Here is a 21,303-nt window from a genome sequence, read left to right on the forward strand (position 1 = left end):
GAGAGTCCTAAGTTAAGTCCTAAAAAAAATTCCAATCACGGAACTCGAATACAATCATATGTTCTCCACGAAGAATCTGTATGATTTGCCAACCTACTACAACTATGGCGTAGGTTCTGCAGGCTTTGGCGTTTTTCGCGAACTTATGTTCTCCACGAAGAATCTGTATGATTTGCCAACCTACTACAACTATGGCGTAGGTTCTGCAGGCTTTGGCGTTTTTCGCGAACTTCTGATGCACATCAAAACGACGAATTGGGTGCTGCAAGGCGCGATTGAGAATTTCCCCTTGATGTATCATTACCGAATCCTGCCACGTTCTGGGGAAAAGGTGGATTTGGATATGGATTGGTACAGCAGATATGTGAGATATTGGAATGGCAATGAAGACATTGGAAGATACATTGTTGACAGAACGAATGCGACATACGAGGTGGCACTATTTTTAGAGTATATACCTTACTCGTTTTCAAAATGGTTTGGAAAAAATATAGACCGATTGGACGCGTTCATCAACGAAGTGCTGGATACCCTAACGTTTCTGCGAAAAAACGGAATTATCCATTTTGATGTCCATTTCAATAATATCGTCACTGATGGAAATAAACCCTACTTAACAGATTTTGGATTGGTGCTTGACAGGCGTTTTGATTTGACGGAAATGGAACGGGTGTTTTTCAGAAAAAACTCGTACTATGACTATGGAGAATTTCTGTCGTGTTTTGGAGAACATCTTTTATCAATTTATCGGGGCCTTGCAAAGAAAAAAAAAAAGAAAATCATAGAAAAATATGGTCTGAAGGGTGACGAGCGATATCCAGGATTTTTTATTCCGTTACTGGAAAATATCAGCGAAATCTGTGCTGATGGCTTCATGATGTTAGACAGGGACTACGCCGAAGTTGTCATAAGATATCGAGCTATCATTATATTGATGCTGGAGTTTTTTGGAAATATAACACAAAATGATAGGAAGGACACAAAGTATAGCCACGCAAAATTAAAGCGTTTACTCGAAACTACGGAAATTTTTCAGGCGAAAACGCCTTAACCTACCAAAGCTGCATTTGGTGCGAGTGGTGACTCGTTAGAAATTCGTTGCGCAATTACTTAAGAGAATAGAGGAGATAATCATTGAAAATTGTATCGGACTTTTGGTGTGTTTGGGTGTTGTTTTTGATATTTTGTGCCTTACAATTCCCAAGCACGGTGCGGGCTGAGACAGAAACAGAATCCGCTCACAGAATTGCGACGGCTGTCCGTATTAAAGGGACACCCCCGCAATTAGACGGCGTTTTAGATGATGACATCTGGCGGGCCGCGCCTCTTCATGAAGGCTTTCGCCAACGCGATCCAGATGAAGGACAACCTGCTTCCCAACGCACTACATTTCAAGTCGTTTACGATGATGAGGCGGTCTATTTTGGGATTATGTGCTATGACAATGAGCCTGATAAAATTGTATCACGGCTCGTCAGGCGCGACGATTTCGTTGAATCCGATAAAGTCCAAATTATTCTTGATCCGCACTACAACCGGCAACGTGGTTTCTCGTTTACTATCTATCCGTCCGGTTCTGTAATAGATGGCATTGTTGGAGGCGGTGGTCCGGACGGTTGGAACAATGCATGGGACGGCGTGTGGGAGGCAAAAACCCGTATCCACGAGAATGGGTGGGCAGTAGAGTGTAAAATACCATTTTATATGTTCCGCTTCTCACCGAAAGATAGATATATTTGGGGACTGCAGGTAGAACGAGAGATTAGTCGCAGAAAAGAGCGTTCCCATTGGCGACTGATTAAGAAAGGCACACCGGGCTGGATTTCACATTTCGGGGACCTGGTAGGAATTGAGAATATCCATCCGTCTCGTCATCTGGAATTAATACCATACACTATGGGCAGAACAACCTTGAATAGCGAGGCTGATTTGTGGGGGAGTGTTGGGGGTGATATTCAATACGGTATTACTTCTGGCATCACGCTCAACGCCACAATCAACCCTGATTTTGGACAGGTAGAAGCCGATCCTGCGACTTTAAATCTTTCTGCTTATGAAGAGTTTTTCGAGGAGCGTAGACCCTTTTTTGTCAAGGGCGCATCCAATTTTAACTTCGGCGCATGGGAGAAACAATTCTTTTATTCACGGCGGATTGGACGGCAGCCGGGGCATTTTGAGATTCCAGAGGGTGCAACGGAACTGAGTCGTCCAGAAGCGACGACGATTCTGGGTGCTGCCAAAATCATCGGGAGGACCAACAGCAACACCTCCTTTGGCATCATGGAAGCTGTCACTGCGCCAGAATATGTGCAGATTAAAAAGAACGGTAAGAATCGTGATCACCTTGTGGAGCCATTGACAAATTATTTTGTCGGTAGAGTCAAGCAGGATGTTTTAAAAGGTAATTCATACATCGGGTTGGTGACAACAGCCGTAAACCGGCAGGCTTCCAACGCCGCGTATGTCAGTGGACTTGACTGGGACTTGAAGCTTGCGAAAGAGCGGTACCAGATAAGCGGGATGCTCGCAGCAAGCCAAGTGGGAGAATTGGCGGCACGTAAGTCGGGTTATCTCGCAAATATTGAATTTGAAAAACAGGGTGGATGGTGGCGGCTTGATACCAGTTTTGATGTTCTTTCCCCAGACTTTGAAATAAATGATATAGGTTACGTTCGGCGCGGCGATATGATGAGATGGTTTTATGACCTCATGTTTAAGAAAGAGCAGCCGTTTAGCATTTTTCGAGAAGTTACGCTTGGGTTCTATGGGTGGCGAGAATGGAATTATGACGGCGTTAGCATCGGTCGCTACTCTGAGATATGGACGTACGGTAAACTGAAAAACTATTGGGAGTATGATCTGTGGGTCGGTCGGAATTTGGAGTCGTTTAACGACGAAGATGTCCGACGCGGTGGAACACTGATTAAAAATCCTGCGGGGTGGTGGATTTTTACCCAACTTAGGACCGATAGTCGTAAAATGGTTCAACTTGAACTGAATCCAATCTTCGCGTGGGACGATGATAACAAAAGTTCTGAGAAAGAAGTAAGCCTCCGCCTGAACATTCGCCCTGTATCGAACATTGAGTTAAGTATTGGACCGATGTATCGTTACCGTATTTTCGATGCCCAGTGGATCGAGTTAGTTGAGGAGAACGTCAATGGTCACATCAAGAACCACTACGTCTATGGGGAACTGACGAGTCAAACGCTCGACTTCACGACGCGCGCGAACATTAGTTTCACACCGACGCTAAGCCTTCAGTTCTATGTGCAGCCGTTTATTACCATCGGGGATTATTCAAACTTCAAAGAGTTAGTTGAGCCGAGATCGTATCAGTTCAAACCGTACCCACTGAAGCGAAATCCGGATTTCCATATACGGTCTTTACGTGGTAATACCGTTCTGCGTTGGGAATTCCGTCCGGGGAGTACACTGTTTTTGGTCTGGTCTCAGTCAAGAGAAATAAGTTTGGAAGATGTTGGAGACGCTGAACTTGAGTTTCGTCCGGTGGATCGTTTGCGAAGCAGTTTCACAGATCCGGGGAAGGATATCTTCCTGATTAAATGTCGGTATTGGTTTGGTATATAAACCTTTCGGATTCGGCTTTTGAGCAAAGTTGTCCAAGAATTGGACAGCAAGACCTCACTTTGTGAAGCGGAATTATCGGGAAACTTTCTTTTCCAAGTGATTTCACATTTGAGTTAACTTTGGCATGAAAATTGCTATGACATAACTATATTACGCAAGAAAAAATGGATTTTTTCTTGACAAATAATGCAGGCATTGTTAATATTGTGAGTATCAACAATTCCTTCGCCAACGTATCCAGGCCTGATAGAAGTCAGATGTTCAGTGAGTTGGTTAATAACAATAGGTTCAGGTTTTTGTGGAAGCCTTTTTAATGTTTCTTGTAAATACTTCAGTCCACGGTAGTGCGCTTTGAGATCTAAGACGCTAAAGTCAGTGTTTTGTATTGGTAAAGCGAGGAGAAAAACACGCGCAATGGATTGCGCTATTTACAAACCTAAGGAGGATATACGCATGAAATATATGGGGTTATTATTGATTCAATTTGTACTGCTTGTATTGGGATGGGTCGGTTATTGCATTGCTACTGAGATTGGCTTTGAAGCCGAAGACGCAGATGAAATTGTAGCAATCATGGAAATTTATGAGGATAAGGAAGCTTCAGGCGGTATGTATATATCGGCGGGAAAGGGCGGGGGTGGTCGCCACCCCGGTAAAGCCGATTTCGTGATTAACGTTAGAACACCCGGTCAGTACACGATGTGGGGGCGGGTGATTGCCCAAGATACGGCGAAGGACTCTTTCCATGTCACAGTCGATGAAAAGAAAAGTCCACAACCGGGTGATGCCAACATGATCTGGGATACAGGTCAGCATCAGGAGTGGACGTGGTCAAAAGTAAAATGGCGCGAAAAGAATCCGTTGACCTTTGATCTGAAACCGGGGAAACATACCGTTACATTTTGGTCTAGGGAAGGCGATACCCGTTTGGATGCCGTTTACATGGCAATAGACCCCAACGCTGTCCCCAAACTACCGAGTGAAATTGAGGGTTTTGCTGTGCATCCCCAGAATCGCTTAACGACAACTTGGGCGAAGTTAAAAAAACGGTAGGGCTGGACTCAAGCACTGTGACATCAGAGCTGTTAGTCCTAATAGTCGGAGTTAAAATCGAAGTTTTTTCAAATTATGCACCCTTTCCACCCCAAAATTGTGTCTTTAACGGCAGAAGGGATCTTGTGTAACTTTCTCACCATTGAATTCGGTTAAGATGAGAGCAAATAAGATATAACAGACGTTAGGATATTAACTCTTGAACCCCATAGGAGGTGCGTATCATGAAATCACGCCGTACGCCTCTTGCATGGATGGTATCGCTGGTCGTGCACGCCTGCCTTGCAGTCGTTGTAGGGTATATTGCGATCTCGGCGAATCCATTAAAAGCACGAGATGCCATCGATGTGAGTTTTTTTATTCTTTCACCACCACAGGCTGCGAAAAGGGATATTGTCGCTAAGCCAGAAGTGGTTATTCCAACTCCGGTTCCACCGGATTTGACAGTCGTTCCACAAACTGAGACCACACCGCGTCGCGCAACGCTTGCACGGACAGCGAGGTCGTCCGTGACGGCGGCACCAGCAGCATCCCTAATGGGGGGTGCCCCAGCCGCCCCGAGAGGGCAGCAAGTCAAAGTTTCAAATGCGTCTCCGGTTATTGAGCATACCACACAACCTTTGTCAACTGCTGCGAAACTACCGACGACATCAGATGCACTACCTGCTGCCGGATTGCCCAGTGAAGGCGGAATTACAGATGGTCTCAGTGCAGGTGTCGGGGACGGTTTAGGGAGCGGCACGGGTCGCGGTGCTTTCGGTTCCGGATCTGGTTTTGAACAAGGACGAACGCACAACCGTGGCAGCCTGAACTCACTCGTAAAAGGTGCAGGTGCTGCGAATATCAATGCCTCATTGTCAGATGTAACAGAGAACATGGTTTTGGGTAATGGAGTGCCACTGCTTCCGAAAGGCAGCCCAGGTGCCATTATTCAGGGACACGGCAAAGAGATTATTGGGCGGTTGAATCTTGTCCGTCTTGATGATCCATTGCATCCGAACCTTGATATATGAGGGAGCGGTATCGGACATCTCCGATTCGGGGCAGGTCTGCCCTATTTAGTCACGTCTCTGAATTCAGAAACAGGTATCCAAACCCAAATGGTTGACGCAGTCCAAATTACGGATGCTGCGTTTTTTGAGTCACCGATTATCTTTATGGAACCCGTTCCCAGCTCCTCAGTCAAGAACCAGAGTAATGGATTGCTGAGTAATGCCGTCTGGCAGGTCAGCGGAGACCGTCCTTCCTTCGGTTATACCGATCGGGAAGCGCAGCGGATTCGTGAATATGTTATCAACCGCGGCGGGTTCATCTATATGCCCACCCATGGAAACACGGAGTTAGCGATGCAGCCTGCACTACGGGTTTTGCGTCAGATTCTTCCTGAATACCATCTGGTTTCCATCCCGCATGACCATGAGATTTACAATAGTTTCTATGAGTTGAACGGACCCCTCCGGTTTCCTGTCCGAAAAATTGGGAGTACGATTCTTCATCACGGTCCCTATAGTCAGTTACAGGGCGTGTTTATTGATGACCGATTGGCGGTTCTCGTGGATACAGAAGCTATGATACACGTAATGGATGGTGCGGTGCAGAAACCGTTCTTCGGTCACTATCAGGACCGGAATAAGATTTTGGACGAGTTCGCACCGGCTGCGGCCCGACAACTCATCAACGTTGTTATCTATGCGGTAACCCACGGGAACATCTCGGATTATAGCAACTATATCCCGGAAGATGCGCTCGCTGATGGCGACGTAGACAGCGTCCCCAAGACAGCACCAAATGTTGCGGATCGGTTGTGATAGCTGTTAGGACTTACGCACCCCACTGGTAGGTGCGGTTTCCAACCGCACCGAATCTTGTGAAAATAGGCAGAATTCAGTCATTTTGCGTAAGTCCTGAGCTGTATAAAGGGTAATATAGGATTATCTGCAAACAATAAGCCGCGTCAATCTCTTGACGCGGCTTTTCTTTTTTTCGGAAGCTTACCAAGTTTCGCAAAAATAGTCAGGAGTACAGCGAAATCGCATTTCTATTTGACAAATCATACCTTCAGATGTATAATGTAATAAAGAATCATTCTATTCGGGCATAATTTATAGCCTGATATGAATAGGATCTTACCAAAATAAAATACGGAGGCTTAACACAGAAATGGCTGATTACGCAAATCCTGATGTTTTAGTGAGTACGGAATGGGTGGCTGCACACGGTGGTGATGATGGTGTTCGGTTGCTTGAAGTTGATGTGGATACCGAGGCGTATGGTGAAGGGCATATCGCTGGCGCAGTCGGGCTCAATTGGGAGACTCAGTTGTGCGACCAGGTTCGACGCGATATCCTCACGAAAGAGCAGTTTGAGGCACTCTGCAATGACAGTGGTATCGCTAATGACACAACGATTATCTTCTACGGCGATAATAACAACTGGTTCGCGACGTATGCCTTATGGCAATTCCGCTACTACGGTCACGACGAAAGCAAACTCAAGGTGATGAATGGCGGTCGCCAGAAATGGATTGATGAAGGCAGAGCACTTGTCACCGATGTTCCGAACTACGCCACTACAGGGTACCAGGCGAAGTTTCCTGATGATAATGTCCGCGCTACAGCCGGTACCGTTCGTGAGACACTCGGGCAAGGTGTCGTTAATCTTGTTGATGTTCGTTCACCTGCTGAATTTACCGGTGAAGTCATTGCTCCCCCTGGCATGAGCGAAACTGCACAACGTGGCGGACATATCCCCGGTGCAGCAAATATCCCATGGGCAACAGCAGTGGCTGAAGATGGTACCTTTAAGTCTCACGACGAACTGCAAGCCATTTACGGTGGTGCAGGAGTTGATGAGAATAAGGAGACCGTTGCCTATTGCCGTATTGGTGAACGTTCATCGCACACGTGGTTTGTGTTAAAGTACCTACTCGGTTATGAAAAGGTCCGCAACTACGATGGGAGTTGGACAGAGTGGGGTAATCTCGTGGGCGCACCCATCGCACGCGACTAAAGGAATAACTCACAGCTTTCGGCTGTCGGTATCAGTAACCCTCGCTCGCGAGGTTTGTGATCTCACTCTCTGACAGCTGAAAGCCGATGGCTGATGGCAATAAAAAAATGCCTAAATTTGTTTCTGCCCACGTCATTGCTTGTATGACACGTCAAGATGTTGCGCGCCTCCTGAAGCGTTTCAAAGAAGAAGAGAATGCCGATGTGAAGAATATCCGGGTCTTGTGTGATACATTTTCAGGCCGGATGGTTTGCGAGTGGGAGGCGCGCGATCGTCTCACTTTAGTTGAGTGGCTTAAAAAGTGCAACGTCCAGTTGCGCGGCACTGGTGAATGGGTTATGGCAGTCCAATATGAGTCGATGGATGATGAGTTGGTGGCTCCGTCGCGGCGGGTCCCTTAGAGGGTTCATCCATACAAGATAACGGCAAAAACCGATGTATTACTTAACCCGACAGACGGCGTTTGAAGCATCACATTACAAACGTATACCTGAATTGAGCGATGCAGAAAACTTTAAGCTGTTCGGTGCCGCTGCGAATCCAAGTAGTCATGGGCATAACTATGTCCTTGAGGTGATGGTGAAAGGCGACGTGGATGCCGATAACGGGATGGTTATCAATCTGGTAACGTTGGATGCGCTGTTGAAGACAGAGGTACTCGCCAATTATGATCATAAGCATCTAAACCAGCAACATCCGGTTTTTGCAGGCAACCCGCATTTGCAACCGACATGTGAAAACATCACTATTGAGATTTGGCAACGGCTTGAACCTTCTCTGCCAGATGGAATGTTGCATAGGGTACGTCTCTACGAAAGTGCTACGAATTTTGCTGACTATCATGGAGAAGGACCGGTGGTTTATCTTACCAAAGTTTACGATTTTAGTTCTGCCCATCGTTTGCACAGTCATGTTCTCAGTGATGAAGAGAACCGAGATATCTTTGGAAAGTGTAACAATCCCGCAGGTCATGGGCATAACTATGTTCTTGAAGTTACCGTAAAGGGCGATGTGGATCCAAGAACTGGGTTGGTTGCGGGGCTGGATTTTCTCGATGAAGTCGTTCAGAAGCAGGTTTACACACGATTTGATTACAAACACCTGAATCTCGACACCCCTGAATTTGAAAAACTTAATCCGACTTCGGAGAACTTCGTCAAAGTGATATGGGATGTACTGGAACCGAATTTGCGTCCCGTGGCTTTATACCGTCTACGTTTGCGAGAAACGCCAAAGAATCATTTCGACTACTACGGCGAATAATCTGTTTTCTACCCCAGTAAGCGCAGCTGAAAATAGCGCAATGGAGACCATTTTAACATAATGGAGTTTAAAGAGGGGGTTTCTAACCCAGAATTAGAGGAACTTTTTACCAATCTTCTTAAAAATTTAGGTGAAGATCCGAGTCGTCAGGGGCTTGTGAGGACACCGAGTCGGGCTGCCAAAGCGATGCAGTTTCTGACCAGTGGCTACCAGCAAGATATTGATAAAATTTTGAACAAGGCTATCTTTGACGAAGATTATGATGAAATGGTGATTGTCAAAGATATTGAATTTTATAGTCTTTGCGAACACCATATTCTTCCGTTCTGGGGCAGATGCCACGTTGGATATCTTCCCCGGAATCGGATTATCGGTCTGAGTAAAATTCCGCGTATCGTAGATATGTTTTCTCGGCGTTTACAGGTCCAGGAACGGCTCACACGTGAGATCGCCGAGGCACTGGAAACCGCACTTGATCCACAGGGCGTTGCTGTAGTGATAGAAGGACAACATCTCTGCATGATGGCGCGCGGTGTCCAGAAACAAGCACCGAGGATGACAACAAATGTCATGTTGGGAACGTTCCGAGAGGATAGTTCAACGCGGGCAGAATTTTTGCGGTGTATCCAGATATCCTAACGTAAACTTTTTTGTTCATGTAGATACCCAATTGACATAAAGTTCAACTACAAAATGGAAATGTGGAGGCGAGCATGGTTCCACCTACCCATCCGAATCAAGCGGATATAGGCACACTTGATGGGAAAGTTGCAGTGGTTACCGGAGGATCAAAAGGGATTGGTAAAGCGATCACCTTTGGTTTGGCTGCAGCTGGTGCGAAAGTTGTGCTTGCTGCCCGAACACCTGAAACCCTTGAACAGGCCGCAGCGGAGCTGAGAGTAGGAGGGGTTTCTAACCCCGATTCCGTACTCGCTGTGCCAACGGATGTAACCGACGCAGCGGCGGTGCAAGGGCTTGTCGAAAAAACGCTGGATGTTTACCAACGCTTAGATATTCTCATTAACAATGCCGGGATTGGTCGTTTTGGGACGGTCGCCGATTTCATGCCAAGTGATTGGGATGCAGTAATTGACTCTAATTTAAAGGCGATTTATCTTTGCACAAAATCCGCGCTTTCACCTATGTTGGCACAAGGTGGTGGGCAGATTATTAATGTGCTTTCAATCGCTGCAAAAGTTCCGTTTGAGGCATCAGGCGCGTATTGTGCCGCGAAGGCAGGGGCGTTAGCATTCACAAAAGTTTTAGCCAGCGAGGTTCGCCAGCAGAATATTCGGGTGACTGCGGTGCTGCCGGGGTCGGTGCATACGCCATTTTGGGATGAGATTCCGCAGCATCCAGACTTTGAACAGATGCTTAAGCCAGAGCATGTAGCGGATACGGTTGTCTCGGTTTGCCAACAACCGTCGGGTATGGTAACTGAGGAAATTGTTGTGATGCCACCATTAGGGATACTCTAATCGTGTAGGTCGGTAAGCGTATCGGTCTTAGTCATACAATTTTGACTCAATGTGCTTCAAAAGGTAAAGTTTCCAACCTTCCGTGAGATGCGAATTTTGCGGATAGCACGTTCATCGGCATCTATAACTGTAATGACTGAGTCATGGAGTTTGAGGTTTGTTCCGACTTCTGGGATAGTCCCGGTTCGTTCTAAGATATAGCCAGCGACTGTTTCGTAGTCGCCTTCAGGAATTTGGAGTCGGTAGTGTTCTTTGAGCAGGTTGACTTCGGTTCTGCCGTCGCATTCGAGGATTTTGGGGGTGATGAGTCGAATGAAGTCGGGTTCATCACGTTCGTCGGCGAATTCACCAACGATTTCTTCAACAAGATCTTCAACGGTAACAAGTCCAACGGTGCCGCCATATTCATCCACAGCGAATACCATGGTGTGTCGTGTGTCTTGGATCTCTTTGAGGAGGGCATTGATATTTTTTGATTCGGGAACAAAGTGCAAGGCTGTGCGGATAAAAGGTTCCACTGTTTCAGGTTGGGTATCTTCTCTTTTGGGTTGATTCGTCGTAGTCCGTTCTTTGTCTTTTCCCGAGGAACTTGAGTTGTTGTCAGAGGTATCTGATGCGACATCATCGTAAATAACATCTAAGAGGTTAATGATCCCAATAATGTTATAGATGTGTTCTTCGTAGACTGGGATTCTCGAAAAGCCGGAGTCAGCGGCGATTTGCAAAAAATCTTCGCATTTTGTGTTTTTTTCAATGGCAACGATGTCAACAAGGGGCACCATGACTTGGGCAACCGTTCGGTCTTGAAGGTTGAGCAGGCTATGAATCATCCTACGTTGGTCTGTAAGTAAGTTCCCTGAACGCTCACCGATAATGGCAAGAATCCATAATTCTTCACGTTGAGCATCGGGACTTTGACTGCGAGCACTTCTGTCTATGAGTTTGATGAGAAATTGTGTAAGATTTTGAACGAGATAGATGAGAGGTGCGAAAATCACCTCAGAGATTTTTAAGGGGTAGGCATAACGCAGTGCTAAGATATCGGCTTTAACGCGAAAGATGGTTTTCGGTAAAATTTCTCCAAAAATTAGGAGCAGTGCCGTTATACCAGCAGTAGCGATTAATCCTTGTAAACTTACTGCGAGGTTCGGAAGCCCACGTGCAACGAGTCCTTCGCCAAGTTGTGCAATAAGCACATTTGCAAGATTCGTTCCAACTAAAGTGAGTGCGAGCATCCGCTGCGGGGATTCAACTAAGCGGTGAATAATGCTTGCTTTGGCATCATCGGATTCAACGAGTTGATTAAGTCGGATTTTATTAACAGATACGAGAGCCGTCTCCGAGCCGGAGTAGAAAGCCGATAAAACGAGGCAGATGAGCACTGCAACAGCGAATGAACTGAGCACCGCGATTTGTGCTGTGCCACTGGCACCAATTAAAAAGAGAGATAATAAGAGAACTTTCAATTGTTTGTATATGTTAGGCACAGTGGCCTAATTGGTTACTGAACGGTTGTTACGTCTCCACTTTCGGCGTAACTGGCAGCTTGATAAATAGGCTTGTGATGACATTGCCCTCTGTGGCGGTTATTTCAAATTTGATGCCGTTTTCGTCAGTGTATGATTCCCCGACTGAAGGGATTCTACCGAAGAGTCCAAAAGCGTACCCACCGACAGTGTCAGCGTCGTCTTCACTCAATTTGAGTTCGTTGAATTGATGGTTGAGTTCTCGGATACTCATCCTGCCGGACACTTCGAGTAACAATGGGTCTGTAGAGTGTTTAACGAAATCAGGTAAAGATTCGCCTCTATCATGTTCGTCGATGATGTCGCCGACGACTTGTTCAACGATGTCTTCAGTTGTAACGATACCCGAAACGCCACCATATTCATCTAAGAGAATCGCCGTTTTTGTTTTTTCGTCGGTAAGTTGCAGCAGTAACACACCGATTTTACGGGTTTCAAGCACCAGAATGGGGTCACGAATAAGCGGCGCGTTAGAAGGGGCGTTAGGAATTGTATCTCGTTCTTCAAGAAAAGTGTCAAGTGTGCGTGAATTCACTGAGGCGTGCCGCCACAGCGGAAAGTCTTTGACGTAGAAGATTCCGCAGATATTATCAATCTGGTCCCGATAGACTGGAATGCGTGAAAACCCTGAGTCCTTTGCCTGTTTTAGAGTTTCTTGAATCGTATTAGATGTAGGAACTGCGACGACTTCAGTCCGCGGTACCATAATCTCTCTTGCTTCAATGTCGCGCAATTCAAGAATATTGCTCACAATTGCCCGTTCATCTTCGGGAAGTGCTTCTTCGTGGTATGCATTGACAATCTCTTTGAAATCTGTAGCGGTAAGGTCTTCGGTATCAGGTGTCTGTCCAGTAAATATGGGAACGAGGAAGTCAATGATGCGGCGCAGTAACACTCGTAGCGGCGTAATGCAGATCGAAAATATCCACAGAGGTGGGGCTGTTATTTTGGCAAAGGTCTCAGGGTGCTTAATAGCGTAAGTCTTTGGTGCCATCTCACCAAAGATGAGCATAAGAACAACACTAAGGACTGTGGCTACAGCAAATTGGAGCACTTCCGTACTATCGGGCAAGACTTGCTTCTTAATAAGCCATAGCATGAGGATTGCAAACGAGACGTTTACAAGGTTATTACCAAGTAGGACAGTAATAAATAATCTCGGAGGGTTGTCAACAAAGTTGACAATAGCAGACGTTCTGCCCTTTTCAAAACGGAAACGCTCAATTTGCACTTGGGTAAGTACGCACAAAGCAGTCTCGGATCCCGAAAAGAAACCGGACAAAGCAAGCAATCCTGTCAAGCTGATCAGATAAGGGAGTAGTGGAACAACTTCCATTCTTTTTATGAAGCAATCTTTCGGTAGAATTAGCGATCCGAAACTTGCTCTCAATTATACGAAATTAGCGAGAATTTACGAACTGGAATTTCTATTTGATTTTTTTATACTAACATATTGCCAAATAAATCGCAATAAAAAATTTTGCCATTCAATGTGGCGAATAGTTAATGGTTTATAGTCACTCGTTGTGGCAGGTGAAAGCTTTTGCAACTGCCACACGTCTTAACAGCAACCAACAACTATAAATTGAAAGCGCAGCGACCTAATCGAGGATATTCATGACAAAGTTAGAACAGATGCGGCGGATCGAAGCCAGTGGTATCGTCGCTATAATTCGTGCGAATAGTGCAAATGAGTTAATTGATGCTGCCGCGGCAATTCACGCTGGTGGTGTTGACGTGATTGAAGTGACAATGACAACCCCGAATGCGCTGCAAGTAATTAGTGATGTATCATCAACGTATGGAGATGCCATTCTCGTTGGTGCCGGGTCGGTCTTAGACGCGGAGACGGCTCGCGCTGTAATGTTGGCGGGGGCAGAGTTCATTGTCAGTCCCGTTACCAAGGCAGATGTCATTGAGATCTGTAATCGCTACGGCAAAGTCGTTATTCCAGGTGCTTTTACGCCAACAGAGATTTTGATGGCGTGGGAAGCCGGTGCGGATTATGTCAAGGTGTTTCCATCAAGTGGGGTTGGTGCCTCATATATAAAAGATGTAAAAGCCCCGCTCCCTCATATTCCTCTTGTGCCGACAGGTGGTATCAATATTGAAAATGCTGGCGAATTTATCAGGGCTGGTGCCACAGCATTGGGGGTTGGTAGTGCCTTGGTTAATAATCAACTCATTGCAGCAAGGGAGTTTGAATCCCTTACTGAACGGGCTAAGAGACTGTGTGCCGAGGTGCAACGCGCTCGATTTTAGCAGTAGTTTGGGTTAAATTTACGAAAATTGTTTTTTTTGTTGACAATTAATATTAATTCTGTTAATTTTAATATTAGGAAATTATATCTCATCCCTTTTATTGTCTGCTCTAAACTCTTGAAGATGCTGTTATGCAGATTGACCAATTAATTTTAGGTAAATATAGATTGTTGGAGTATCTGAATTCAGGAGGATTCTCGTCGGTCTTTCGCGCTCGCGAAGAGATGACGAACCGAAACGTTGCCATCAAAGCCTTAGCAAAAACAGCATATCCGGCAGGTAGGATGAAGTTTTTGCTAAATGAATTTCAAGCAATGTCAAAGATTTGGGGACATCCCAATATTGTCTCGATTCATACAGTTGAACCGGGTACGGATGACTATGTTGCATGGATCGTGATGGAATATGTTGAAGGGAAAAGTCTTCACGAACTGATGCAGGAGGGCCCGCTTTCGCTAACCGATACAATCAATGTTGGCTTGGATATCTGCCGCGGACTGAAAGCAGCGCATGCTCACAAAATTATGCATCGTGACATCAAGCCCCAAAATATATTGCTCACGACCGATAAACAAGCGAAGGTCGCGGACTTCAGTATTGCCCGTATTTTTGGCGAAACCACCGAGTTTGCTGAAACGATGGCGGGAACGCGTCGCTATATGGCACCGGAACAACATTATGGATCTTATGACTATCGGGCAGACCTGTATGCCACAGCCCTTATTTTGTACCAAGCCGTGACGGGGCGATTCCCATTTTCGGGTGAGAACAAGGAGATGGATAAAAAGAAGGCTGCCGGCGAAATAGAAGAAATCTATAGATGTCCAGAGGTGCTTCGCACTTTCTTACAAAAGGCACTCCATCGCCAACTCTCTGAACGTCATCAAAATGCGACCGAAATGTACGATGAATTAGATCGTATCCGCCGAGATGAGTACGTCAAACAGGCTTCGCAGCTTATTGATGCCAGCGTCAATTCCAGCAATCCGAGATTAGCAGAGGCACTTGAACGATACCGCAAAACCTTCCGACTGCCTATTGAAGTCGCAGAACGAATGAATCAAAATCTTTTTTTTGAGCAGCGGCGGAAAGAGGAAAATAATAAGCGTGAGAAGTTGGTTGCCCAAATCTACAAACATTATACACTTGCTACACGCTACATTGAGAGCCAAGACTACATGGGCGTTTTTGAAGAAGTCCAGAAAGCGACGCGGCTTTGTCTGGATGACCAAGAGTTACTTAGAACCGTTGATAACCTCTTCCGGCAGCTTAATATCACGACACCTCCTTTGGCAGCAAGTCCGACTGTTGAGGAAATTATCACACTCATTCAGAAATTACCGGATAACGAAAATGCTGTGCTTCGTACATGGCTTGATAACCAAGAACTTACCCGTGAAGAGACGGAGACCGATATAGTTCCTATCCAACCCCAAGTTAAAGCATCGGGCAGCTATCGGATGATAATTGAGGAAGCATCGCCAGAATTTTTGCTGGATCAAGTCCATATTGATATTCAGTATCCGCACGAGGAAGAAGCGTTTCATATTTTCCAAAAAATCCAGATTTACCAGCAACAAGGACGGATGCGGCAGTGTCACGTCCTCTATAATAAACTGGGGAAGTTCTACCAAAAGCAAGCACGCAGCTTTGCCAAAGCGGATAATCTCGAACTTGTCGCCAACTGTTATACGCGTGCAAGATTCGCGTATACTGTTGCCGACAAATTTCGACTTGCCAGGAAAAATGCAAAAAATGGTGGGATTTACTACACCCGCCTTGGACGCCAATTTGAACTCCAGCGCTCATGGGAAGAAGCCGGAAAATCTTATATCCTTGCCGCCTTCAATCATAGCTACGCAAATCTGCCAGCCCTTGTTGAAGAGTGCCACAGAATGGCAACTGTCTGCTATTTCAACGCCGCTGAGAGTGCGCATCTGAATCGTGAATTACAGATCGCTTATGACTATTACATGTTAATCATGATGATAGGCGAGAAGATGTCGGCACCCACAAAGGTGGTGAGTGAGGCACAAAAACTTATCTCGGAAATCCCTGTTCAGAGTTAGAGGAGCACGACGTGAAAGCATCTTTAAAGCGCGGAGAGGTTCTTATAGGGACGTTTGTCCTTGAATTTGGAGGCTCCGCAATTGCGACGCTTTTGGCAAGTGCTGGGGCAGATTTTATTATTGCTGATCTGGAACATAGCTCGTTTTCTATAGAAACAATGGGACGTATAATTCGGGACGCACGCGGCGCGAATTTGCCGTGTATTGTGCGTGTTCCGGTTCTTGAACGCCATTTTGTTTCTCGCATCCTTGACGCAGGCGCAACAGGGGTCATGATTCCACGGGTCGAATCCGGTGAAGATCTCGAAAAAATCCGAAACTGGACGAAGTACGCACCTGAAGGGGACCGAGGGGTCGCATTCGGTATCGGACATACCGACTATGGTGACTTCACAAAACTTGATACCCAAGCGTATGTGCGTCGGGCAAACGAAGAGATCCTTAGCATAGGACAAATTGAGACCGTCAAAGCTGTTGAAAACTTGGAGGACATTCTCGCCACTGGTGGGCTAGATGTTATCTTTATTGGACCTTATGACTTATCCACCTCTATGGGGATTTCCGGTGAACTTGAACATCCGTTGCTTCTGGATGCAATAAAAAAAGTCATCGCGCTTACACAGCGATACAATGTTCCCTTGGGTTGTTATGTCAACGATTTTGAAAGTGGCGAACAGTGGTTAAGGCATGGTGTGCAATTGATAGCGTGTGGGAATGATGCTTTTTTGTTAACCTGTAAATTTGCCGAGGAAAGTCAGAAATTTAGAAATGCGGTGGGTTCTTAAACGCGAATCTTGTCGCGAAAAAAATGGAAACTTACGATATTCTTACAATCGGGCGGAGTTCTATAGATCTCTACGCAAATGACATCGGAGCTCCCTTCACCGACATTAAAAGTTTTGGTGCCTTCGTTGGTGGGTGTCCTACCAACATCAGCGTTGGTGTACAGAGACTTGGGCTTCGGGCTGCGTTGCTTACGGCTGTCGGTGAGGATCCGGTTGGAGAATTTCTTCTCAAGTTTTTGAATAATGAGGGTGTTGAGACACGATTTATCCCCTGCAAACCCGAACATCGGACGAGTGCTGTTGTTCTCGGTATTGAACCACCGGATCGGTTCCCATTAATTTATTATCGTGATAATTGTGCGGATATTGAACTGACAATTGATGACGTTCTTGCTGCACCGGTTGCCGAGAGTCGAGCTGTGCTAATATCAGGAACTGGCTTGAGCAAAGAACCGAGCCGTAGTGCAACAATCTATGCCGCAGAGCAAGCAAAAGCATTGGGAAAGAAGGTCTTTTTGGACCTCGATTTTCGGGCAGATCAATGGCACGACCCAAGAGCGTTTGGGATTGTTATTCGGTCTGCCTTGCGCTATATTGACATCGCTATCGGGACAGAGGAAGAAATCAAAGCAGCTACGCTTAGGAATGTTTCTCAGCTCACAATTGAGCACTCCCAAATTTCAAATCCTACGATTCAAGGGGATATGGCGGTGGCTATTGAGACGCTCTTAGGGGCAGGTCCAAATGCTCTGATCGTGAAGCGCGGCATTGAGGGAGCAGATGTCCATTTGGCAAGCGGTGAGGTCGTTCACGCAGCACCGTTTCCTGTCGAAGTTTACAACACCCTTGGTGCTGGAGATGCCTTTGCCAGTGGTTTTGTCTATGGGAACCTCAGCGATTGGAGTTGGGAAAAATCAGCACGTCTTGGCAATGCTACGGGTGCGATTGTCGTAACACGGCACGGTTGTGCCAACTTTATGCCAACGATGCCTGAGGTCAACGAGTTTGTCGCGGAACATGGCGGATGGTAATAAATACGGTTTCCAACTTTGTGCAACTGTGCTCTGCACGTTAGTTTCTACACACTATATTACTTCATAATACCATAAGTAGTTTGGGGACAAGAAAAGCCTATCCAGTCATCAATCGGCACACTATTTAGATCTGAATCAAAAGGTGGATCTATATATGATGACGCGTATCAGGACTGAAATAGCGAAAAAGGGTGGTACTTTGCTACAAGGGACTATAGAAGGAGACAAAGCTTATATTCGGTGGCAAATCTTGCAAGCCTAACAAAAGAGTAGATCACGAACCTGCTAAGCGCGGTCGCCGAACAGAGAAAGATACCATCATTGGAACAATCCAACGCGGCGGTAAAGTCGTTGCTCTACTTGGCCGAAACTCACTGGGCCAAGTATTCTGAAGTTTATCGGTTCTGTTACGAATCTCAAGGATTCTACGTTAATAACTGATAAGTTCTGAGCGTATGGATTGATTAGTAAAAAAATGAAATATGCTGTAATCAATCACCGAGAGTAGTATGTTAATGGTGAAACACATACCAATACTATTGAAGGTTTTTTGTCATTGTTAAAACGGGCATGGTATGTGCTATATCATCACTATCAGACAGGCTATACACCCCTCTACGTGGCGGAACAATGCTACAACTATAACTATCATGATACTGACCTCTTTTGGAAGTTTTTGAAGGAGTGCATATGAAATGAAAAAGGCTAAAGATAGCGAAGTTAGATTGTATGGTTTTATACTTGATAAACTCAAAGAACTCGGTTGGGATACTCGGTCTCCTAAAAATGGAGGTCAAGTTTATGCTCAAAATGAGCTTAGATATAACGAGCAATTAAAAATAGCCCTCGGTTTGCTATGTCCAGAGTATATTGTAGAGTTGAGTGAGCGAGAATACTGGGTTATTGAAGCAAAAGCTGCTATCAAAGACCTGTACTGCCACCGTAAATTTAGACCACTCCCTAATATAAGATTGTGCTACAATGACGATCTACTTTGAAAGGAGCATTCCGATGGCCAAACGCAGAAGATTCACTGCTAAGTTTAAAGCAGCAGTTGTGCGTGAAGCACTTACGGGCGACAGTTCCCAAGCAGAACTCTGTAGACGACATAACCTCAGCGAAAATCAAGTCTCCACATGGAAACGACAATATCTTGAACATGCTGAAACCTTTTTTGAGTCGGAAACCGAGAAGCACTCCAGCGAGTCAGCGGAGCGGATCGCTCAACTTGAACAACTTGTTGGGCGGTTGACCCTGGCGATGGAAATCCAAAAAAAAGCATTGACGCTCTTGGATTGAGTCCATCTCAACAGCGCTGTCTCGTTGAGACGTTGCGCAAGGAGTATGCCATGCGAGAGATTTGTGAGGTGCTGGGTTTCAACAAGAGCACCTTCTATTATCAACCCAAAAGCGACCCCTCTGAAGACGTCCTACGCGCTGAAATACTGCGATTGGCAGCGGCGTATCCAACATATGGGTATAGACGTATCACGAAGATGCTGGTGGCTGAAGGGACCCCCGTTGGGTATAAGCGCGTTGCTCGGTTGATGAAAGAGATGAATCTCTTGGTCTCGGTCAAGCGTGCGTGTCGAACCACCAGATCGCTTCAAGGCGATAAACCGTGGAGCAACCTGCTTGAACCCCTTGAAGTCTCTCATCGGGATCAGGTCTGGGTCGGTGATAGCACCTACGTCCGCCTCAACAGCCGCTTCATCTATGTCGCTGTGCTCATGGATGTCTTCACACGTATGATTCGAGGGTGGAACCTCGGTCAACACTTGAGCCAAACTCTGACATTGAAACCCTTGGAGCAAGCATTACACCAAAGCGTCCCGGAGATTCATCATTCCGCTCAAGGGGTGCAATATCTTTCAAAGGCGTATCTCTCGCTGCTCAAAGCACACGCTATTGAGATTTCAATAGCTCGCAGAGGGCGTCCTTGGGAGAACGGATACGCCGAAAGGCTCATCCGCACGCTCAAGGAAGAAGAAGTCCACCTCAACGATTACCAAGATATTACCGAGGCTCGACAAAGCATCGGTCATTTTCTCACACAGGTATATAACCATAAACGTCTCCATTCGGCGTTAGGGTATCTGACTCCTGCCGAATTTCAGAGACAAACCTTCTCTTAACTTTGCGAAATTTCGGTCTAAATTAAAGGTGGCACTTCACAGTGTGGTTATGCACGATTTGCCTATAACTATGCGTTGTCAGATTTTAAAAAAAACCCAAGTCATTGGCAAATCCTTGCCAAGCGTTTTAATGTCGCCAAACGAGGTATAGGGTGGACAAGTAATATGGATCAACGTGCTGCGTTGTTTGGTATAAAAAATCTTGGCAATGCTATATCTCGTTGGCGAAAGGGTCAAAATAGGTTTCCGAAACATAAGAAACGTAGTCATCGTCAGTCTTATAGCACTGACCCGAACTCAGTCACTGTTGAAGGTAATCGCATAAAGTTGCCGAAAATTGGGTGGGTTGGCATGTTTGAGGGGCTGCGGTTTGAGGGAGAAATTGTTAAGATAACAATCTCAAGGATGGCACATAGGTGGTTTGCCTCAATAACGTTGGACACAGGAACACCACATGCTCCACGAGATACACGTGGACTCCCTGTTGTCGGTGTAGATGTAGGCATTAACACGTTAGCAACTCTTGATAATGGCACAAAGTATTTAAATCCAAGACCGCTGAAACGCTATGAGCGTAAACTCAAGCGAGAACAGCGTAAACTCAGCAAGAAAGTGTTTCTATCTCAGAACTGGTATAAGCAGAAACGTAGAGTCGAGCGTATCCACTATCGGATTGCGTGTATACGCGAAGATGCCCAGCATAAAGCGTCTACAGAGATAGTTAACAATGCAAGTGCTATTGGTATTGAAACGCTAAAGATTACCAACATGCTGAAAAATAAAAGGCTTGCAAAGGCGTTGTCAGATAGTGCGTTAGGTGGCTTTCTGTCTAAGCTCAAGTCTAAAGCAGAAGTGATTGGTATACCTATAATCCAAGCCCCACAGTTTTTTGCGTCAAGTCGGACGTGTAGTTGCTGTGGACACAATAAGGAAGATTTAACGCTGGCGAATAGAGAATACCATTGTGTTTTCTGTGGATATACACAGGATCGTGATATAAACGCCGCCATCAATCTAAAATACCTCGCCGTTGGGCAGACGGAGAGTCTAAACGCTTGTGGAGTTTGAGTAAGACCTCCACAAGGGAGGCATCGGATA

The 21,303-nt window shown here is 45.9% G+C and carries 20 protein-coding genes; 18 read left to right on the forward strand and 2 right to left on the reverse strand.

The features are described 5' to 3' along the window. Window positions 1–58 precede the first annotated feature (58 nt). The 10 genes from OXN25_12190 to OXN25_12235 all read left to right on the forward strand — a co-directional run bounded on the left by OXN25_12190 (window position 59) and on the right by OXN25_12235 (window position 10,394). Window positions 59–1,051: a hypothetical protein gene (locus OXN25_12190; protein MDE0425614.1), complete on the forward strand. Its 993-nt coding sequence runs from the start codon at window positions 59–61 to the stop codon at window positions 1,049–1,051. A gap of 83 nt (window positions 1,052–1,134) precedes the next feature. Continuing rightward, window positions 1,135–3,591, forward strand: a complete 2,457-nt coding sequence (locus OXN25_12195) for a DUF5916 domain-containing protein (protein MDE0425615.1) — start codon at window positions 1,135–1,137, stop codon at window positions 3,589–3,591. 453 nt (window positions 3,592–4,044) lie between these two features. Further along, entirely contained in the window at window positions 4,045–4,644 is a 600-nt protein-coding gene (locus OXN25_12200) for a hypothetical protein (GenBank protein MDE0425616.1), read from the forward strand. Window positions 4,645–4,868: 224 nt separating this feature from the next. Next, the gene (locus tag OXN25_12205) at window positions 4,869–5,657 is read left to right on the forward strand and encodes a hypothetical protein (protein MDE0425617.1); all 789 of its coding nucleotides are present in this window, start codon (window positions 4,869–4,871) and stop codon (window positions 5,655–5,657) included. A gap of 87 nt (window positions 5,658–5,744) precedes the next feature. After that, window positions 5,745–6,452, forward strand: a complete 708-nt coding sequence (locus tag OXN25_12210) for a DUF4159 domain-containing protein (GenBank protein MDE0425618.1) — start codon at window positions 5,745–5,747, stop codon at window positions 6,450–6,452. Between the two features lie 352 nt (window positions 6,453–6,804). Further along, a complete protein-coding gene (locus tag OXN25_12215) occupies window positions 6,805–7,653 on the forward strand; it encodes a sulfurtransferase (GenBank protein ID MDE0425619.1) in 849 nt (282 codons plus the stop codon). Between the two features lie 86 nt (window positions 7,654–7,739). Further along, entirely contained in the window at window positions 7,740–8,054 is a 315-nt protein-coding gene (locus tag OXN25_12220) for a hypothetical protein (protein MDE0425620.1), read from the forward strand. A gap of 34 nt (window positions 8,055–8,088) precedes the next feature. After that, window positions 8,089–8,916 (forward strand): 6-carboxytetrahydropterin synthase, encoded by an 828-nt coding sequence (locus OXN25_12225; protein MDE0425621.1) that lies wholly within the window; start codon window positions 8,089–8,091, stop codon window positions 8,914–8,916. A gap of 60 nt (window positions 8,917–8,976) precedes the next feature. Beyond that, window positions 8,977–9,555 (forward strand): GTP cyclohydrolase I FolE, encoded by a 579-nt coding sequence (gene folE / locus OXN25_12230; GenBank protein ID MDE0425622.1) that lies wholly within the window; start codon window positions 8,977–8,979, stop codon window positions 9,553–9,555. A 74-nt stretch (window positions 9,556–9,629) separates the two neighbouring features. Next, the gene (locus tag OXN25_12235) at window positions 9,630–10,394 is read left to right on the forward strand and encodes an SDR family NAD(P)-dependent oxidoreductase (GenBank protein MDE0425623.1); all 765 of its coding nucleotides are present in this window, start codon (window positions 9,630–9,632) and stop codon (window positions 10,392–10,394) included. 56 nt (window positions 10,395–10,450) lie between these two features. Here the strand turns inward: OXN25_12235 and OXN25_12240 are convergent, their stop codons facing one another. Both OXN25_12240 and OXN25_12245 read right to left on the reverse strand, forming a co-directional pair. Further along, complete coding sequence (locus OXN25_12240; protein MDE0425624.1) at window positions 10,451–11,860, reverse strand: hemolysin family protein; 1,410 nt, start codon at window positions 11,858–11,860, stop codon at window positions 10,451–10,453. Window positions 11,861–11,909: 49 nt separating this feature from the next. Continuing rightward, window positions 11,910–13,256 (reverse strand): hemolysin family protein, encoded by a 1,347-nt coding sequence (locus OXN25_12245; GenBank protein ID MDE0425625.1) that lies wholly within the window; start codon window positions 13,254–13,256, stop codon window positions 11,910–11,912. Window positions 13,257–13,537: 281 nt separating this feature from the next. On the opposite strand from OXN25_12245, the gene eda reads away from it, so the two are divergent. From eda to OXN25_12285, 8 genes are all read left to right on the forward strand, one after another. Beyond that, on the forward strand, window positions 13,538–14,182 hold the full coding sequence (gene eda / locus OXN25_12250; GenBank protein MDE0425626.1) for a bifunctional 4-hydroxy-2-oxoglutarate aldolase/2-dehydro-3-deoxy-phosphogluconate aldolase: 645 nt from the start codon (window positions 13,538–13,540) through the stop codon (window positions 14,180–14,182). A gap of 131 nt (window positions 14,183–14,313) precedes the next feature. Then, window positions 14,314–16,251 carry a serine/threonine-protein kinase gene (locus tag OXN25_12255; protein MDE0425627.1) on the forward strand — a complete coding sequence of 646 codons (1,938 nt, stop codon included), beginning with the start codon at window positions 14,314–14,316 and terminating at the stop codon, window positions 16,249–16,251. Window positions 16,252–16,262: 11 nt separating this feature from the next. After that, window positions 16,263–17,036 (forward strand): aldolase/citrate lyase family protein, encoded by a 774-nt coding sequence (locus OXN25_12260; GenBank protein MDE0425628.1) that lies wholly within the window; start codon window positions 16,263–16,265, stop codon window positions 17,034–17,036. Window positions 17,037–17,059: 23 nt separating this feature from the next. After that, window positions 17,060–18,067: a 5-dehydro-2-deoxygluconokinase gene (gene iolC, locus OXN25_12265; GenBank protein ID MDE0425629.1), complete on the forward strand. Its 1,008-nt coding sequence runs from the start codon at window positions 17,060–17,062 to the stop codon at window positions 18,065–18,067. Window positions 18,068–18,765: 698 nt separating this feature from the next. After that, a complete protein-coding gene (locus OXN25_12270; protein ID MDE0425630.1) occupies window positions 18,766–19,068 on the forward strand; it encodes a hypothetical protein in 303 nt (100 codons plus the stop codon). Between the two features lie 13 nt (window positions 19,069–19,081). Then, a complete protein-coding gene (locus tag OXN25_12275; protein ID MDE0425631.1) occupies window positions 19,082–19,369 on the forward strand; it encodes a transposase in 288 nt (95 codons plus the stop codon). Between the two features lie 50 nt (window positions 19,370–19,419). Then, on the forward strand, window positions 19,420–20,205 hold the full coding sequence (locus OXN25_12280; protein MDE0425632.1) for an IS3 family transposase: 786 nt from the start codon (window positions 19,420–19,422) through the stop codon (window positions 20,203–20,205). A gap of 21 nt (window positions 20,206–20,226) precedes the next feature. Continuing rightward, a complete protein-coding gene (locus OXN25_12285; protein MDE0425633.1) occupies window positions 20,227–21,273 on the forward strand; it encodes an RNA-guided endonuclease TnpB family protein in 1,047 nt (348 codons plus the stop codon). The last annotated feature ends 30 nt before the right edge of the window (window positions 21,274–21,303 follow it).

This window comes from Candidatus Poribacteria bacterium, assembly GCA_028820845.1.
GTDB lineage: Bacteria > Poribacteria > WGA-4E > WGA-4E > WGA-3G > WGA-3G.

What these genes read in the sequence shown, in the direction of transcription:
- OXN25_12190 (MDE0425614.1), top strand. Translation starts at nt 59, where the DNA reads ATGTTCTCCACGAAGAATCTGTATGATTTGCCAACCTACTACAACTAT.
- OXN25_12200 (MDE0425616.1), top strand. Translation starts at nt 4,045, where the DNA reads ATGAAATATATGGGGTTATTATTGATTCAATTTGTACTGCTTGTATTG.
- OXN25_12205 (MDE0425617.1), top strand. Translation starts at nt 4,869, where the DNA reads ATGAAATCACGCCGTACGCCTCTTGCATGGATGGTATCGCTGGTCGTG.
- OXN25_12210 (MDE0425618.1), top strand. Translation starts at nt 5,745, where the DNA reads ATGGTTGACGCAGTCCAAATTACGGATGCTGCGTTTTTTGAGTCACCG.
- OXN25_12215 (MDE0425619.1), top strand. Translation starts at nt 6,805, where the DNA reads ATGGCTGATTACGCAAATCCTGATGTTTTAGTGAGTACGGAATGGGTG.
- OXN25_12220 (MDE0425620.1), top strand. Translation starts at nt 7,740, where the DNA reads ATGGCTGATGGCAATAAAAAAATGCCTAAATTTGTTTCTGCCCACGTC.
- OXN25_12225 (MDE0425621.1), top strand. Translation starts at nt 8,089, where the DNA reads ATGTATTACTTAACCCGACAGACGGCGTTTGAAGCATCACATTACAAA.
- folE (MDE0425622.1), top strand. Translation starts at nt 8,977, where the DNA reads ATGGAGTTTAAAGAGGGGGTTTCTAACCCAGAATTAGAGGAACTTTTT.
- OXN25_12235 (MDE0425623.1), top strand. Translation starts at nt 9,630, where the DNA reads ATGGTTCCACCTACCCATCCGAATCAAGCGGATATAGGCACACTTGAT.
- OXN25_12245 (MDE0425625.1), bottom strand. Translation starts at nt 13,256, where the DNA reads ATGGAAGTTGTTCCACTACTCCCTTATCTGATCAGCTTGACAGGATTG.
- eda (MDE0425626.1), top strand. Translation starts at nt 13,538, where the DNA reads ATGACAAAGTTAGAACAGATGCGGCGGATCGAAGCCAGTGGTATCGTC.
- OXN25_12255 (MDE0425627.1), top strand. Translation starts at nt 14,314, where the DNA reads ATGCAGATTGACCAATTAATTTTAGGTAAATATAGATTGTTGGAGTAT.
- iolC (MDE0425629.1), top strand. Translation starts at nt 17,060, where the DNA reads ATGGAAACTTACGATATTCTTACAATCGGGCGGAGTTCTATAGATCTC.
- OXN25_12270 (MDE0425630.1), top strand. Translation starts at nt 18,766, where the DNA reads ATGAAAAAGGCTAAAGATAGCGAAGTTAGATTGTATGGTTTTATACTT.
- OXN25_12275 (MDE0425631.1), top strand. Translation starts at nt 19,082, where the DNA reads ATGGCCAAACGCAGAAGATTCACTGCTAAGTTTAAAGCAGCAGTTGTG.
- OXN25_12280 (MDE0425632.1), top strand. Translation starts at nt 19,420, where the DNA reads ATGCGAGAGATTTGTGAGGTGCTGGGTTTCAACAAGAGCACCTTCTAT.